Genomic DNA, 15518 nt, shown 5'->3' with positions numbered 1-15518 from the left:
TCGCGCGCTGCGCGATGGGGGTCAGAACTCGTAGCGGCCGGTGAACAGCACGGAGCGGCCTTCCTGGTAGTCGGTCGGGCTCAGGTAGTTCGGGTTGACCTTGCCTTCGATGGCCGACGTCGTCGCGCGGCTGTAGTCAGCCACTTCGTTGACGCGCACCACCTTCTGCGAGTTCAGCACGTTGAACATGTCGACCTGCAGCGTCAGGCGGCCCTTGCCGATCTTGGGCGTCCAGGCGACCTGGGCGTCGAGCTGGCCGGACCAGGGCGTGCGGCCGCGGCTGCCGCGCTGCACCAGCTCGGACTTGCCGGTCTTCGGGTTCACGCAGTAGTAGCTCGATGCCGAGGTGTAGTCGCCCGAACCGGCATGGCCGTCCACGGAGTCGAAATCGGGCACGGTCTCGGGCACGAAGCCGACGCAGCTGATGGGGCGGCCCGACGCGATGATCAGGTTCGCGCCCACGCGCCAGTCGTCGGCCACCTTGTAGGTGCCGTAGGCCTTGATCACATGGCGGCGGTCGTTGGGCAGGAAGCCCTTGGCGCCATCCGTGAAGGAGCCGAAGTCGAAGTCCTGGGTGAGGCCGGCGTCTTCCTGCTGCAGCGTGGACTGCACATAGCCTTCGGCCGTGCCGCGGCTCTTCGACCATGTGTAGGTGGCGTTGAAGCCCCAGCGGCCGTCGAAAGGCTTGTCCAGGCTCAGTTCAAGCGCGTTGTAGGTGCGCTCGTACTTGGCCAGGCCGAAGTAGCTGGCCGGGATCTTGGCAACCGTGAGCTTGCCGTCGCCCGCCAGGTCCATCTTCAGATTGACGTCACGGCCCGGGTTGATCAGGATGCACTGCGCCAGCGTGCTGACGTCGAAGTCGGGATGGCCGTTGTCGATGGCCCACTTCTTCTGCGCATAGGCGCCGCAGTAGTCGTCCATGCCGTCGTTGACCTTGCGGCGGATGACCTTGGCGCCGAAGGTGTACTCGCGGTTGAGCGCCTTCTGGAAGCCCAGGATGATCTCGTCCTGGTTCATCGGCTTCAGGTTGGTGTCCGCCACGGTGCCCGGATCGGGCAGCGCACCGCTGGAGATGATCTGCGGCGTGCCGATGTCCGTCGCGCTGACGCCCGTCGGGGCCTGGGTGCGCGGGTCGCGGCCGGTGAAGGTGTAGAAGCGCTGCTCGAACTTCTCGGCGCGGGTTGCACGGATGTTGGTGTTGGACGCCACGGGGATGTAGTAGCGGCCGACGTTGCCGTACAGCTTCAGCGACGAGTCGCCGTGCACGTTCCAGGCGAAGCCCAGTCGCGGTGCGATCAGGTTCTCCTTCTTGACGAAGCTGATGCCGTCGCCGTTCTTGTTGTCGAAGGACTCGCTGCGCAGGCCGCCGTAGAGCAGCCAGTTCCGGTTCACCTGCCAGCTGTCCTCGACGTAGAACGCCTCGTTCTCGACGCGGTAGGTGCCGCTGGTCTGCGTCGTCTCGCGGCGGCGCACGTACTGCGCGCCCGGCGCCACGGCGTTGGCGACGCCATTGACCGTGCCGTTGGCCGAGATGAAGTAGCGCCAGTAGTAGCCGCCCGAGTAGGTCGAGCCGCCGGCGGCCACGGAGTCGAAGGTCTGCGCGTCATAGCCGCCGCGCAGCGTGTGGCTGCCCAGCACGTACTCGACGTCGAAACGCGAGGCCTTGCGCACGTCGGTGTCCTTGGGCGGCGCGTTCGGGTCGCGGATGGGCTGGCCCGGGAAGGGCTTGGCCCAGCAGCCGATTTCCGAGGTGTCGGTTTCGAGGATGACGGGGCAGTCCTGGCCGGCGAGGCGGGCGCCGGTGGTGGTCAGGGCCGTGCTGCGCACGCGGCCGATCATGGCGGACACCGTCAGGTCCTGGGTCAGCGAGCCGGTGTACTTCAGGATGTTGACGTCGGCGCCTTCGATCTGCTTGCTGGCCGCGCCCGCGCCGTCATGCGAGGTGGACCAGTCCTTCGCGTTGGTGTAGTCGGTCAGCGCCGTCTTCTTCTTGTTCGTGATGCCGGTGTATTCCAGCGAGTGGTTGTCGGTGATCGACCAGTCGATCTTCAGCAGGCCCTTGGGCTTGTTTTCAAGGTAGTGGGTGCTGGTGTCCTGGCGGAACCGGTCCTCGGTGTCATGGCGGCCCTCGACCAGGCCGAAGATGAACAGCTTGTCCTTGATGATGGGGCCGCCGCCGTAGACCGTGTAGCTGAGGTCCGACTGCTTCCAGCCGTTGCGGAACACGGTGTAGCCGCCGGGGTGGTCGGGGTCCAGGTCGGCGACGTTGGGCTCCTTGGAGCGCAGCGCGTCGGGCTTGTAATAGACGGCCGCGCCGCCCTTCCAGTCGTTGCTGCCGCGCTTGGTCAGCACCGACACGACACCGCCCAGCGAGCGGCCGTATTCCGCGCCGTAGCCGCCGTTCTTGATCTGCTGCTGCTCGACCGCGTCGAAGGGCAGATTGGCGTAGGACAGGAAGTTGCGGATGTTGGTGACGTCGAAGCCGTTGATGTAGTAGCCGTTCTCGCCCACCGAGGCGCCGCCGAAGGACGCCAGGCCGCCGCCACCGAGGCCAGGGTCACCCTTGACCGCGCCCGGGGCCAGCAGGGCCACCGCGTCGACATTGCGTGCCACCGGGATGGTGCGCATCTGCTCGGCCGTGAACACGGTATTGCTTTCGACGCTGGTCACGTCGATGGACGAGCGGGCCGCACGGCCGGAGATCTCGATGCGCTCGATCTCCTGCACGCCCAGCTTCACCTCGGTACCGGAGCCGATGGCGACCACCACCTCGCGCGTGACGCCGCCGGATGTGACGCTGTAGCGGCCGGGGGGCAGCTTGGAGAAGCTGAACCCGCCGCCGGCTTCGGCCGTCGCCTGGCGTTGCAGGCCGGTGTCGATGTTGCGGATGTTGACGGTCGCGCCTGCGGTGGTGCGGCCGAACAACGTGCCTTCAGCGCTCTGCGCCTGGGCGGCGCCGGCGAAACCCAGGCTGATAGCCAGGGCGATTGCGCTGTGGCGCAGGAAACGGGGGTGGTGCGGGGTAAGCAAGATGGCCCTCCGGTGGGAGTTGAGAACCTGACCTTGGACATATGCCAAAAGTCAGGGTGAAGGCCGGAATCTTGATTTCCCCCCTAGGAAGCCACAGCCCGTGTTGTCCCTCTGGTTTGCAGTCGGGCAACATCGGGCTTCCGCTGCTTGACAGCGCTCGCCCGCCTCCTCAGCGGGCGCTCTTGACCTTCAGCCGCCAGGCGTGCAGCAGCGGTTCGGTATAGCCGCTGGGCTGGGCCTCGCCCTTGAAGACCAGGTCCAGGGCTGCCTGCATGGCAGCGCCGTTGGGGTTGGCGGCCAGCGGTTGGTAGGCCGCGTCGCCGGCGTTCTGGCCGTCCACGACCCTGGCCATGCGCGTGAAGGTCTCGCGCACCTGCTCGGCGCTGATGGCGCCATGGCGCAGCCAGTTGGCGATGTGCTGGCTGGAGATGCGCAGCGTGGCGCGGTCCTCCATCAGGCCGACGCCGTTGATGTCGGGCACCTTGGAGCAGCCCACGCCCTGGTCGACCCAGCGCACCACATAGCCGAGGATGCCCTGCACGTTGTTGTCCAGCTCCTGCTGGCGCTGCTCGGGCGTCCAGTCGGCTCGTGGGGCGACGGGGATGGTCAGCAGCGCGTTCAGGATGGCCTCGCGCTCGGCGGCCAGGTCGACCTTCTCCAGCTCCTGCTGCACAGCGCTCACGCTGACCTGGTGGTAGTGCAGGGCATGCAGGGTCGCGGCGGTGGGTGAGGGCACCCAGGCGGTGTTGGCGCCGGCCTTGGGATGGCCGATCTTCTGCTCCAGCATGGCCGCCATCAGGTCGGGCATGGCCCACATGCCCTTGCCGATCTGGGCGCGGCCGCGCAGGCCGCAGGCCAGGCCGGTCAGCACATTGCTGCGCTCATAGGCCTGGATCCAGCTCGAGGTCTTCATGTCGCCCTTGCGCAGCATGGGGCCGGCGCGCATGGCGGTGTGCATCTCGTCGCCGGTGCGGTCCAGGAAGCCGGTGTTGATGAAGGCGACGCGGCTGGCCGCCGCGGCGATGCAGGCCTTCAGGTTGACCGAGGTGCGGCGCTCCTCGTCCATGATGCCCAGCTTGACGGTGCTGTCGGGCAGGCCCAGCAGCTGCTCGACGCGGCTGAACAGCTCGGCGGCAAAGCCCACTTCGGCCGGGCCGTGCATCTTGGGCTTGACGATGTAGACGCTGCCGGTGCGGCTGTTGCCGCGGCGCTTCAGGTCATGCATCGCGATGGTCGTCGTGACGACGGCGTCCATGATGCCTTCGGGGATCTCGCTGCCGTCGTCCAGCAGCATGGCCGGGTTGGTCATCAGGTGGCCGACATTGCGCACGAACATCAGCGAGCGGCCATGCAGGGTCAGCGTGCCGCCGCCGGGCGCGGTGTAGACGCGGTCGGCGTTGAGGCGGCGGGTGAAGCTCTTGCCGCCCTTGGCGACTTCCTCGGTCAGCGTGCCCAGCTGGATGCCCAGCCAGTTGCGGTAGGCCAGCAGCTTGTCCTCGGCATCCACCGCCGCGACCGAGTCTTCCAGGTCCAGGATGGTGGACAGGGCCGACTCCAGCACCACGTCGGCCACGCCGGCCGCGTCGCTCCTGCCGATGGCCGTCGTGCGGTCGATGCGGATGTCCAGGTGCAGGCCGTGGTGAACCAGCAGCACGCCGCTCGGCGCGGCGGCGTCGCCCTGGTAGCCGGCGAAGGCGGCCGCGTCCTTCAGGCCGGTGGTTTCACCGGAAGCCAGCGTGACGACGAGCTTGCCGCCCTCGACGCGGTAGCCGGTGGCCTGGGCATGCGAGCCGCTGGCCAGCGGCGCGGCCTGGTCCAGCACCTGGCGGGCAAAGGCGATGACCTTGGCGCCGCGCACCGGGTTGTAGGCGCCGTCGCGGGTGGCGCCGTCGGCTTCCGAGATGGCATCGGTGCCGTAGAGGGCGTCGTAGAGCGAGCCCCAGCGCGCATTGGCGGCGTTCAGCGCATAGCGGGCGTTCAGGATGGGCACGACGAGCTGGGGGCCGGCCTGCAGGGCCAGCTCGGCATCGACATTGGCCGTGGTCGCCTGCACCTGGGCCGGCGGCTCGACGAGGTAGCCGATGCGCTGCAGATGGGCGCGGTAGGCCGGCATGTCGGCGATGGGACCGGGGTGGGCCTCGTGCCAGGCGTCCAGCTCGGACTGCAGGCGGTCGCGCTCGGCCAGCAGCGCGCGGTTCATGGGCGCCAGTTCATGCGCCAGCTTGCTGAAGCCGGCCCAGAAGGCATCGGCGGCGATACCGGTGCCGGGCAGCACTTCGGTGTCGATGAAGCGGGCCAGGTCGGCATCGACCTGCAGGCGGTGGAGGGTGGTGCGGGGCATGGCGGACAACTCCTGCGAAAGGCAACTGCGGATGCTGCAAATCTAGCCGCGTCGCGTGTCGCGATTCGCTGCGGGGGGTGTCATTCATCTGTGACAAAAACGCAAAGATCTTTCGTGAAAACGCTGTCTTTGCGTTGGCGGCCCAGCACAATCCGGGCATGGACAAGCTCAAGCAGATCGAGTCCTTCGTCCTCGTCGCCGCCAAGGGCAGCCTGACGGCGGCGGCCCAGGCCGAGGGTGTGGCACCGGCCGTCATGGGCCGGCGGCTGGACGCGCTGGAGGCCCGCCTGGGCGTCAAGCTGATGCTGCGCACCACCAGGCGGCTGACGCTGACGCCCGAGGGCCAGGCCTTTCTGGAGGACTGCCAGCGCCTCATCGCCTCGCTGGCCGATGCCGAGGCGGCCGTCAGCGCTGGCGGACTCAAGGCCAGCGGCCATCTGCGCGTGACGGCCCCGGCCGGCTTCGGCCGCCGCCATGTCGCGCCTCTCGTCCCCAGCTTTCTCGCCGAACATGCCGAGCTCAGCCTGTCGCTCAACCTCAGCGACCGCGTCGTCGACATCGTCCACGAGGGCTTCGACTGCGCCGTGCGCGTCGGCGACCTGCCCGATTCCAGCCTGGTCAGCACGCGGCTGGCCGACAACCGGCGCCTGTGCGTTGCGGCGCCCGGCTATCTGAAGCGGGCCGGCACGCCCAGACACCCCGACGAACTCGGCCGCCATGCCTGCCTGACGCTGAGCTCCGAGGCCAGCCAGGTGCGCGGCTGGGCCTTCCAGATCGATGGCGCCGTCCAGCATCTGCGCCCCGTGGGCCGGCTGGACTGCAGCGACGGCCAGGTGCTGCACGACTGGTGCGTCGAAGGGCTGGGCATCGCCTGGCGCAGCACCTGGGAGGTCGAGGGCGACCTCGCCGCTGGCCGCCTGGTCAGCGTGCTGGATGCCTTCGCGGCGCCGCCCAACGGCATCTACGCGGTGTTCCCACAGTCACGCCATCTGCCGCTGCGCACGCGGCTGTGGGTGGAGCATCTGCGCAGCCACTATGGCCGCGCCGACTACTGGCGCGGTTAGCGTGCGTGTCGCACGACGATGAAGCCCTCGTCGTCCTGCGGCGGCTGGAAGTAGGCGGTGATGGCGTCGAACTCGGCGTCGCTCGTCCAGGCCGCGCCCTCGGGCAGGCCTTGGCTGCGCTGGCGCAACTGGCGCTTGCAGAGCGCGTCCGACGCGTCGATGAAGTGAAGCTCGTGGGCGACGCCGGCCGCCTCGAAGAGAGTGCGGAACCAGGCGCGCTGAACGCGCGTGTTGCCCGGGAAGTCGAGCACGACCGACGTGCCGCGACTCAGCAGGGCCAGTACATGCGGCTGCAGGGCCTCGCGCAAGCGCGTCGAGCAGCGCACGAAGTCCGGGATGCTGTGGATCTCGCCGGGGAAGAGCTTTGCCAGCCAGTCGTCCTGCACCAGCAGCACCGCGTCATGGCGCGCGGCCAGCTCGCGCGACAGCGTGGACTTGCCGGCGGCCATCTTGCCGCACAGGAAATACAGGGTGTTGGGCGCCGGCATGGTCGAAGCCTGGGCTAGCGCTGCAGGCAGGCGCCCTGGGTGCAGCCGTGCTGGGTGGCGGCGTCGTAGGCCTTGTCGTTGCGCGAGGCGCGCTCGATCAGCTCTGTCGCGACGCGGTTGGCTTCGGCCTCCAGCAGCGGGCAGCTGGCCATCGGCGGCAGCTGTGCAATGGCGGCGTCCACCTGCTGGGCCGCGGCCTGGCCGACGCGCCGGTGCCCTTCCTCGTGCTCGACCAGGGCCGGCAGATAGCTCGCGAACTGCGCCGCGACCTCGGGCGTGCTTTCCTTCAGCGTCGGCAGCGTCATGGTGACGACGAGCTTGACGGTCACGGACGTGATGCCGCAGCGGCCGTCAGCCTGCCTGTCATAGCGGTATTGCCAGTTGACCCGCCAGTCGGTGTAGCCGAAGTAGGGCTTGCCGTTGCTGCGGATGGGCGTGGCCTGGCTCAGGGCCTGCAGCAGGCCCATGCCGGGTGCCTGCCTGACCTCGTAGCTGCGCTGCTGGCTGGTTTCGGCGACATGGGCGCTGCTGGCCGCGTGTGCGGCGGCCAGCAGGGCGATCAGCCAGCCGCGCCGCATCAATCGCCGAGCTGCACCTTGGCGCGCTTGCCGGCCCAGGCGTCGAACTTGGCCGCATAGACCTCTTCGATGCGGTTGCGCTTGACCTTGAAGGTCGGCGTGATGAAGCCGTTGTCGACGGTCCAGGGCGTCTTGATCAGCACCAGGGTGTCGAGCTGCTCATGCGGGTCCAGGCGGGCGTTGACGTCGTCCAGGTGCTTGGAGAGCTCGGCCATCAGCGCGGCCTTGTCGGCGTCGCTGGTGGCGCGCTGGATGCCCTGGGGCGACAGCATGGCGATGCCCAGCGGCTGGCCCATGTTGGCGCCGGCCACGCAGCAGGCCTCGATGTTGGGGTTCATGCCCAGCTTGTCTTCAATCGGCGCGGGGGCGACGTACTTGCCCTTGCTGGTCTTGAACAGGTCCTTGACGCGGCCGGTGATGCGCACGCAGCCGTCCTTGTCCTGGGTCACCTTGTCGCCGGTGTGCAGCCAGCCGTCGGACGTCAGCGCGTCAGCGGTCAGGCCGGGCTCCTTGTAGTAGCCCAGCATCAGCGCGGGGCTGCGCATCTGCAGCTCGCCGTTGGCGGGGTCGATGCGGGTCTGGATGCCGGCATAGGCCGGGCCGACGGTGCCGCGCTGGTTCTTGCCCGGCAGCGTCATGTGCGACAGCGCCAGGTTCTCGGTCATGCCGTAGCCCTCGTTGATGGGCAGGCCCAGCGTGTCGTACCACTCCAGCAGGGCCAGCGGCATGGGCGCGGCGCCACCGACGGCGATGCGGCACTGGTCCAGGCCCAAGGCCTTGAGCACCTTCTTGCGCACCAGGCCGCCGATGATGGGCAGGCGCAGCAGCTTGTTCATCTTCTGCGGCGGCATCTTGGCCTGCACGCCCTGCTGGAACTTGACCCACAGCCGCGGCACGCTGAAGAAGACGGTCGGTCGGGCGCGCTGCAGGTCGGCCGTGAAGGTGTCCAGCGATTCGGCGAACCACAGCCGCATGCCGGTCTTCAGCCAGCCATGCTCGACGAGGACGCGCTCGGCGACGTGGGCCAGCGGCAGGTACGACAGCATGCGGTCCTGCGCCGTCATGGGGAAGCGCGCCAGGCCCTCGGCCACGGCCCAGGCGAAGCCGCCGAAGTTGTGCATGACGCCCTTGGGGTTGCCCGTCGTGCCCGAGGTGTAGATCAGCGTGCAGAGCTCGTCGGCGCCGCGCGTGACCTCGCCCTTCAGCGGCTCGGTGCGGGCGCAGATGGCGTCCCAGCTCTCGTAGTTCTTCTTCACGTCGTCGGGCGACAGCGCATAGCTGGCACCGGGCAGGCTGGGCGGCACGCCGGGCTTCATGCCTTCCCAGCCGTCGAGCTTGCCGATGAAGATGAACTTCGCCTCGCTGTGCGTCAGGATCTGCGTGATGGTGTCGGCGGCCAGCGTGGGGTACAGCGGCACCGAGACATAACCGGCCATCCAGATGGCGAGGTCGGTCATCAGCCACCAGGCGCAGTTCTTGGACAGCAGGGCCACCTTGGCGTCGGCCGGCCAGCCCTCGGCGGCGCCCCTGGCCTTGATGAAGGCGGCCATGCGGCGCACCTGGTCGCCCACCTGGGCCCAGGTGAAGTCCTTGACCTCGGGGCCGCCCATGGGCTGGGTCAGGGCGATGCTGGAAGCGGTCGTGCGCTCCCAGTGGTAGAGACGTTGCAGGGCGAGCGTGTCGGTGGCAATGGTGGCCATGGGTGCGTCTCCTCGGACATTCTTTTCGGGAAGCGCAAAGTTAACCGCGTGTAAACGCCGGCCCCCCCCGGGTAAACACCCTGCAGCGTGACGGTCTGCCCAGAGGGCCTAGACGCAAAGCTCTAGAAACGCCAGTCGCAATCGCCCGTCGCGGTGCCGGCGGCCAGCTTCGCCGCGACCTCGGTCAGCGGATGGGCCTGGGGCGTCAGCTCGGCCAGATTGGGCGGGCGGGCCGCCTCGGCGCGCGTCAGCGCCTCCTGCCAGGGCTCGCCGGCGGCCCGCAGGGCGCAGGCCAGCTGCAGCCGGGCCGTCCAGTCCGGCAGGCCCTGCGGTTCGGGCAAGCCGTCGAGATAGGCCACCCGGATGCGTGCGGCGGCCAGCCAGGCGGCCGGCGTGCCGGCCAGGCGCCCCTTGAAGAGGTCGATGCGGCTGGCGATGCTGCGCGATTGCGCCAGCAGCGGCCGCAGCGTGTTCAGGCGGTGCTCGATGTCGCGTGCCAGCGCCTGGCCGGCCGCGCCGGCGCTTGGGGCGGTGGCGATGTGGCTCAGCGTCAGCAGGCCTTCGGCGCGGCGCACGTCGCCGATCAGCGGCGCGGCATCCAGCCTGGCCAGGGCCTGGACGGCGGCCTCCAGCGTGGGCGCGTCGGCCCGGCCGGCGGCCAGCACGCGTGCTTCCAGCAGCTGGGTGCGGCGCAGCAGGCCGGTCACGGCGTCGTCGGCGCCGGCGGCCTCGGTCTCGGCCTGGGCCTTCTCGAGCTCTGCCAGGGCGGCGTCGAAATGCCCAAGCTGCTGCAGATAGACGGCCAGCTGCTGGCGCATCAGCGTGCTGGCGTGGTTGCCGGGGCGGGCCACGCCGTCCCAGCGGCGGATCAGGTCGTCGCTGCGTGCAGTGGCCTCGGCCACGCTCTCGCGCGCCAGCCGCCAGCGCAGGAAGGCCAGGTTGCGCTCCAGCACCAGGGCCGGGCGGATGCGCTCGGCCTCCTTGGGATTCCAGTAGGGCCTGGCGGCTTCCAGCGTGCGCTCGGCCTCGCGCAGCCGGCCTTCCTGAACATAGAGGACGTTCTCGTAGGTCGCGAAGCGCGCGTGCTCGAAGGGGTTGTCCTTGTAGATCGCGTCGTTGGAGCGCCGGGCCAGCGCCAGCTCGCGCTCGGCGTCGGCGAAGCGGCCGAGGCGCCCATAGGCCGTCAGCAGATGCAGGCGCAGGTTGTGCGACTTCTCGCTCAGCGGCCCGTAGCGCTTGTCCCAGCGCGGCAGCAGCGGCTCCAGCAGGTCGATGACGGGCTGGCCGCCCGCCACCGCGGTGTGGATGCCGGCCAGCGACACGGCGGCGTCCTCGGCGCGGGGATCGTCCTCGCCGAAGGCCTGGCGGGCATGGGCCAGGCGGGTCTCGGCCAGCGGCGCTGCGACGTCGAAGCGCTGCAGCGCGAAATAGGTCTTCACCAGCGTGCCGAAGACGCGGTCCTTGACCTCGGGCTGGTCGTTGAAGCGCGTCGCCAGCTCCTCGCGCTTGCGGTCCAGCAGCTCGATGACGGTGGGCTGGCGCCCGCCGTTCTGGTCGGGGCTGGCGGCGCTCAGCATTTCGGTCAGATAGCCCGTCAGCTGATCGGACTCGCGGGCCGAGGACTGCGCCTGGCCACGCTGCCACAGGCTGACGGCCAGGCCCACGCTGAGGGCGGCGATGACCAGGGTGCCGCCGATGGCGACGGCCGCGTTGCGCCGCGCCCAGAGGTGGGCGCGGTGGCGCCATTCCTCGGCGCGCACGCTGACCGGGCGCTGCTCCAGCCAGCGCTGCAGGTCGTCGATGAAGGCGCCGACGCTGGCATAGCGCTCGCTCGGTTCCTTGCGCAGGGCCTTGGCAGCGACGGCCTCGAGGTCGCCGCGGGCGCGCGCCGCATCGGGCGGCCGGCCGGGGCCCTGCTCGCGTTCTTCGCCGTCGCTGCCCGTGCGCGTGAGCCGCACGGCCTCGGTGTGCAGCACGGCATGCTCCAGCTCCGTGCGGCTGCGCCCCTTGCCGCCGAAGGGCAGCTGGCCGCTGGCCAGCTCGTAGAGCATGACGCCCAGGGAGTAGATGTCGGCCGCGACGCCGACGGCGCCGCCGGTGATCTGTTCGGGCGCCGCATAGGCGGGCGTCAGGCGCCGGCCCGAGATCAGCGTCAGCTGGCTGTCGGCCTGCATGCCCGAATCGTTGAGCAGGCCGGCGATGCCGAAGTCCAGCAGCTTGGCGCAGCCGCTCTCGTCCAGCATGACATTGCTGGGCTTGAGGTCGCGGTGCACGATGAGCTGGGCATGGGCATGCTCGACGGCGCGGGCCACCTCGACGAGCAGCCGGACGCGCGCCGCCAGCGGCAGGGCGTTGTCGCGGGCGTGGGCGCTCAAGGTCTTGCCGGACACGTACTCCAGCACCAGGTAGGCGCGGCCGTCCTGCTCGCCGGCATCCAGCAGGCGTGCGATGCCGGGGTGGGTCAGGCGGCCGAGCACAGCGCGCTCGCGGGCGAAGCGGGCGGCCAGGCCGGGGCTGGCGAGGTCGTCACGCAGCAGCTTGATGGCGGCCTCGCCTTGGTAGAGGCCGTCGGCCCGCTCGGCCCGCCAGACCTGGCCCATGCCGCCTTCGCCCAGCAGCTGGGCCAGGCACCAGGAGCCCAGGCGGTCGCCAGGTTCGGGCTTCTTGTTGCTGGGGCGCTCGACCAGGGCCTCGGCCAGCTGGGCGTTGAAGGCGGTGCCGCCGACCAGCACCGTCGCGTCGGGGTCCTCGGGCATGGAGGCCAGCATGCGTGCCAGGCGCGCGGCCAGCTCGGGCGGCTGCAACTCGGCCAGGCGGGCCTGGCGCGCGGCCAGCGGCAGTTCGGCCAGCTCGTCGAAGAGGGCCGAGACGCGGGGCCAGTCGGTGGCGTCCATGGTCAGAACTGGCCCTCCCAATGGCCGGTGAGCTTGCCGGCTTCGAGGTCGCGGCGCAAGTGGTCGAGGGGGTGGCTGGCCAGCCAGGCCGGGCGCAGCGCATCGGCACGGGCCAGGGCCTCGGTGACGGGTTGGCCGGCCCGTGCCAGGCTGAGGGCGAGGTCGAGCTGGGCCTTCCAGTGCGGCAGCGGCTCGGGCTGGGGCTGACTGTCGAGATGGACGACGCGTTGGCGCAGGGCCGCGATGCTGGCCGGCAGGGCGCCGCGGGCACGGTCCAGCCCGGCTTCCCATTGGGCGATGCGGGTGCGCAGCGGGGCGTGCCCTTGCAGCCAGGGCTGGGCTTCGCGGTCCAGCAGCGGTTGCAGGGCCTGGGCGGCGAGGTCGGGGCGGCGCAGGGCCAGGGCGGCGCGCACGACCTGGCCGCTCGCCTCCACCCAGTTGGGTCCGGTCAGCACCGGCGAGGGCTTGAGGGCCTCGGTCAGGCGCTGCACCTCGGCGACGGCACCCTGCGTCTGGCCGGCCATCGCGCGGGCCAGCAGGGCGGCGGCATCCAGCGGCAGGCGCAGCGTCGGGTGGTCAGCTTCGCGCACGCTGGCGGCCAGGGCTGCGTGCACGGGCAAGGCCTCGGTCCATTGGCCGCGTTCGCCGAGCTGGCGGGCCAGCTCGGTGCGCATGCGCTGGGTGCTGACGTTGCCCGGGCCGAGCAGGGCATCGCAGTCGGCGATGAGCTGCTGGGCAGCCTCCACGGTGGCCTCGGGGCGGCCGAGGCGGGCCTGGGCCGTCCACAGGTGGCGGCGCAGCTGCAGCGCGAAGCGCACACGGTGGGCCGGCGGATTGGCGATGGCGGGGCGCAGCTCCAGCATCAGCTGTTCGGCATCGCGCAGCCGGCCCTGGGCCAGGCGCAGGTGGTAGACGTAGACGTTGAAATAGAGCGCGTCGAAGTCCGTGGGCTTGAAGCGCTTGAGCACCAGCGGCCAGGCCTCGGCGCGCAGGCGCTCGGCGTCGTCGGTGCGGGCCGCCTGGGCATAGGCGACCATGAGCTGGTAGAGCAGCTCCAGGCGGTCGTCGGAGCCGGCGTCCTGGCGCTCCAGCGCGGCCAGCAGCGGCTCGCCGCGCGCGATGACGCCCAGCGGCGAGCTCAGCGAGGTGTCCAGCCGCAGCCGCAGCCGCAGCGCCCGCAGGCTGGCGGGATGGTCTTCGCCCCACAGCCGCCGGGTCCGCTCGACCAGCTCGTCAGCGAGGGGGATGGCGATGTCGAAGCGGTTCATGTCCGCATAGGTGTCGCCCATGACCTCGAGCACGCGGGCGTGCGTGACGGGGTCGTCGGCAAAGCGCCTGGGCAGCTCGGCGCGGCTCTTCTCCAGCAGCTCCAGCACATTGGGGATGTGGCCGCCGTGCTTGTCGGGGTTGGCGCTGCCCAGCAGCTCGGTCAGGAAGCGCGTGACGGCCTCGCTCTGGCGCGCCGCGGCCTGGGCCTCGCGGCGCTGCCACAGGCTGACGGCCAGTCCGGCGCTGAGGGCCGCGAACACCAGCGTCGCGCCGACGGCCAGGGCCGCATTGCGCCGCAGCCACAGATGGGCGCGGTGGCGCCAGTCCTCGGCGCGCACGCTGACCGGGCGCTGGGCCAGCCAGTGCTCGAGGTCGTCGATGAAGCTGCCGACGCTGGCGTAGCGCTCGGCCGGGTTGCGCCGCATGGCCTTGGCGGCGACGGCCTCGAGGTCGCCCGAGGCGCGCTCGGCGTCCAGGGGGCGGCCGGGGCCGGCGTCATGGTCGCCGCCACCGCTGCTGCCTGTCGTCGTCGTCGCGGTCGTGCGGGCGATGCGCCTGGGCGTCTGGCCATGCAGCACGGCATGCTCCAGCGCCGTGCGGCTGAGGCCGCGCTTGCCGAAGGGCAGCTCGCCGCTGGCGAGCTCGTAGAGCATCACGCCCAGCGAGTAGATGTCGCTGGCGACGCCGACCGTCTCGCCGGTGATCTGCTCGGGCGCGGCATAGGCGGGGGTCAGGCGCCGGCCGGTGATCTGGGTCAGCTGGTGGTCGGCCTGCTGGCCGGAATCGTCGAGCAGGCCGGCGATGCCGAAGTCCAGCAGCTTGGCCGAGCCGCTCTCGTCCAGCATGACGTTGCTGGGCTTGAGGTCGCGGTGCACGATGAGCTGGGCATGGGCATGCTCGACGGCGCGGGCCACCTCGACAAGCAGCCTGACGCGCGCCGCCAGCGGCAGCTCCCGCTCGCGCACATGGCGGGACAGGGTCTGGCCGGCCACATGCTCCAGCACCAGATAGGCCCGGCCGTCCTGCTCGCCGGCATCGAGCAGGCGGGCGATATGGGGGTGCGTCAGGCGCCCGAGCAGGGCGCGCTCACGGGCGAAGCGGGCCGCCAGGCCGGGGCTGGCGAGGTCGTCGCGCAGCAGCTTGATGGCGGCCTCGCCCTGGTAGAGGCCGTCGGCGCGCTCGGCCCGCCAGACCTGGCCCATGCCGCCCTCGCCGAGCAGCTCGGCCAGGCACCAGGCGCCGAGACGGTCGCCGGGCTGGGCCGGCGGCAGGGTGACGGGCTCGGCCAGGGCGCGTGCCAGATGGGCGTCGAAGCCGGGCTGGGAGACCAGCACCGTGGCGTCATCGTCGGGCGGCAGGGAGGCCAGCATGCGCGCCAGGCGTTCGGCCAGCTCTCGCGGTTCCAGGGCGGCCAGGCGGCTCAGGCGCTCGGAGGCGGGCAGCTCGGCGAGTTCGTCGAACAGCGCGGACAGGCGCTGCCAGTCGTCGGCCTGCAGCCCAGACTGCATCAGTAAGTGGTGTCGGGTTTGTCGCCGAGCAGCTCCTGCAGCAGGGCCCGGGCCTTCAGCAGCTCGCGGTTGATGCTGCGCGTGGACAGGTTGCGCAGCGTCGCCACTTCGGCGATGGACAGGCCGGCGAAGCCGACCATCTCGATGAGTTCGTAGAGGCCCTTGTCGAGCTCCTGCATGCGGGCCAGGGCCTGGTCCAGGCCGATCAGGTCGACGGCCTGGCTCTGCACGGCGGCCACGTCGCCGGCGGCGGACAGCGTGACCATGAGGGCGTCGCCACCGCGCTTGTCGCGGCCCTCGGTGCGCAGATGGTCGATGACGACGGAGCGCAGCACGCGGCCGATGTAGGCGAAGAACTGCCCGCGCGTGTCGCCCTGCAGGCCCTGCTGGTCGGCCATGCGCAGAAAGCCCTCGTGCACCAGGGCCGTCGTGTCCAGGCCGGCCGCGCGGCCGTTGGGGCCGCATTGCGCCAGGCGGATGCGCGCCACCCGCTTGATCTCCGGGTAGAGCAGGGCGTAGAGCTGCTGCAGCGCCGCGGGGTCGCCCTTGGACGTGCCGATGAGGAGTTCGGTGACGTCGGACATGTCAGTGCCGCCCGGCCGCCCGAAGGCACTGGCGCGCCCCCTCGGGGGGCAGCACGCGAAGC

At 70.6% G+C, this 15518-nt stretch carries 9 protein-coding genes; 1 reads left to right on the top strand and 8 read right to left on the bottom strand.

Going from position 1 to position 15518, the window contains the following annotated elements:
• Positions 1 to 21: 21 nt before the first annotated feature.
• Both AC07OY_RS11050 and AC07OY_RS11045 read right to left on the bottom strand, forming a co-directional pair.
• Positions 22 to 3030, bottom strand: coding sequence for a TonB-dependent receptor (locus tag AC07OY_RS11050; protein WP_495042622.1), 3009 nt, complete (start codon positions 3028 to 3030; stop codon positions 22 to 24).
• A gap of 169 nt (positions 3031 to 3199) precedes the next feature.
• Positions 3200 to 5371, bottom strand: coding sequence for a malate synthase G (locus AC07OY_RS11045; RefSeq protein ID WP_495042621.1), 2172 nt, complete (start codon positions 5369 to 5371; stop codon positions 3200 to 3202).
• Between the two features lie 158 nt (positions 5372 to 5529).
• Here AC07OY_RS11045 and AC07OY_RS11040 point away from each other — a divergent pair, with 158 nt between their 5' ends.
• Positions 5530 to 6435: a LysR family transcriptional regulator gene (locus tag AC07OY_RS11040; protein ID WP_495042620.1), complete on the top strand. Its 906-nt coding sequence runs from the start codon at positions 5530 to 5532 to the stop codon at positions 6433 to 6435.
• Here AC07OY_RS11040 and AC07OY_RS11035 read toward each other — a convergent pair.
• The 6 genes from AC07OY_RS11035 to AC07OY_RS11010 form a co-directional block, all read right to left on the bottom strand.
• Positions 6432 to 6923: a P-loop nucleotide/nucleoside kinase family protein gene (locus tag AC07OY_RS11035; protein WP_495042619.1), complete on the bottom strand. Its 492-nt coding sequence runs from the start codon at positions 6921 to 6923 to the stop codon at positions 6432 to 6434. The genes AC07OY_RS11040 and AC07OY_RS11035 overlap by 4 nt on opposite strands.
• A 14-nt stretch (positions 6924 to 6937) precedes the next feature.
• Complete coding sequence (locus AC07OY_RS11030) at positions 6938 to 7501, bottom strand: DUF922 domain-containing protein (RefSeq protein ID WP_495042618.1); 564 nt, start codon at positions 7499 to 7501, stop codon at positions 6938 to 6940.
• Positions 7501 to 9201, bottom strand: a complete 1701-nt coding sequence (locus AC07OY_RS11025; protein ID WP_495042617.1) for an AMP-binding protein — start codon at positions 9199 to 9201, stop codon at positions 7501 to 7503. The genes AC07OY_RS11030 and AC07OY_RS11025 overlap by 1 nt, the downstream gene beginning before the upstream one ends.
• A gap of 122 nt (positions 9202 to 9323) precedes the next feature.
• The gene (locus tag AC07OY_RS11020; protein WP_495042616.1) at positions 9324 to 12095 is read right to left on the bottom strand and encodes a serine/threonine-protein kinase; all 2772 of its coding nucleotides are present in this window, start codon (positions 12093 to 12095) and stop codon (positions 9324 to 9326) included.
• Positions 12096 to 12097: 2 nt separating this feature from the next.
• Positions 12098 to 14872 carry a serine/threonine-protein kinase gene (locus tag AC07OY_RS11015; protein ID WP_495042615.1) on the bottom strand — a complete coding sequence of 925 codons (2775 nt, stop codon included), beginning with the start codon at positions 14870 to 14872 and terminating at the stop codon, positions 12098 to 12100.
• Positions 14872 to 15456 (bottom strand): ECF-type sigma factor, encoded by a 585-nt coding sequence (locus AC07OY_RS11010; RefSeq protein ID WP_495042614.1) that lies wholly within the window; start codon positions 15454 to 15456, stop codon positions 14872 to 14874. The genes AC07OY_RS11015 and AC07OY_RS11010 overlap by 1 nt, the downstream gene beginning before the upstream one ends.
• Positions 15457 to 15518: the final 62 nt, after the last annotated feature.

The organism is Roseateles sp. GW821-FHT09H10 (assembly GCF_059415865.1).
The sequence above is the reverse complement of the archived record's forward strand: the minus strand, read 5'-3'. Positions and strand labels throughout refer to the sequence as shown.

Excerpts from the sequence above, each read along its gene's own strand:
- AC07OY_RS11045 (WP_495042621.1), bottom strand. The coding sequence starts at position 5,371 with ATGCCCCGCACCACCCTCCACCGCCTGCAGGTCGATGCCGACCTGGCC.
- AC07OY_RS11040 (WP_495042620.1), top strand. The coding sequence starts at position 5,530 with ATGGACAAGCTCAAGCAGATCGAGTCCTTCGTCCTCGTCGCCGCCAAG.
- AC07OY_RS11035 (WP_495042619.1), bottom strand. The coding sequence starts at position 6,923 with ATGCCGGCGCCCAACACCCTGTATTTCCTGTGCGGCAAGATGGCCGCC.
- AC07OY_RS11030 (WP_495042618.1), bottom strand. The coding sequence starts at position 7,501 with ATGCGGCGCGGCTGGCTGATCGCCCTGCTGGCCGCCGCACACGCGGCC.
- AC07OY_RS11025 (WP_495042617.1), bottom strand. The coding sequence starts at position 9,201 with ATGGCCACCATTGCCACCGACACGCTCGCCCTGCAACGTCTCTACCAC.
- AC07OY_RS11020 (WP_495042616.1), bottom strand. The coding sequence starts at position 12,095 with ATGGACGCCACCGACTGGCCCCGCGTCTCGGCCCTCTTCGACGAGCTG.
- AC07OY_RS11015 (WP_495042615.1), bottom strand. The coding sequence starts at position 14,872 with ATGCAGTCTGGGCTGCAGGCCGACGACTGGCAGCGCCTGTCCGCGCTG.
- AC07OY_RS11010 (WP_495042614.1), bottom strand. The coding sequence starts at position 15,456 with ATGTCCGACGTCACCGAACTCCTCATCGGCACGTCCAAGGGCGACCCC.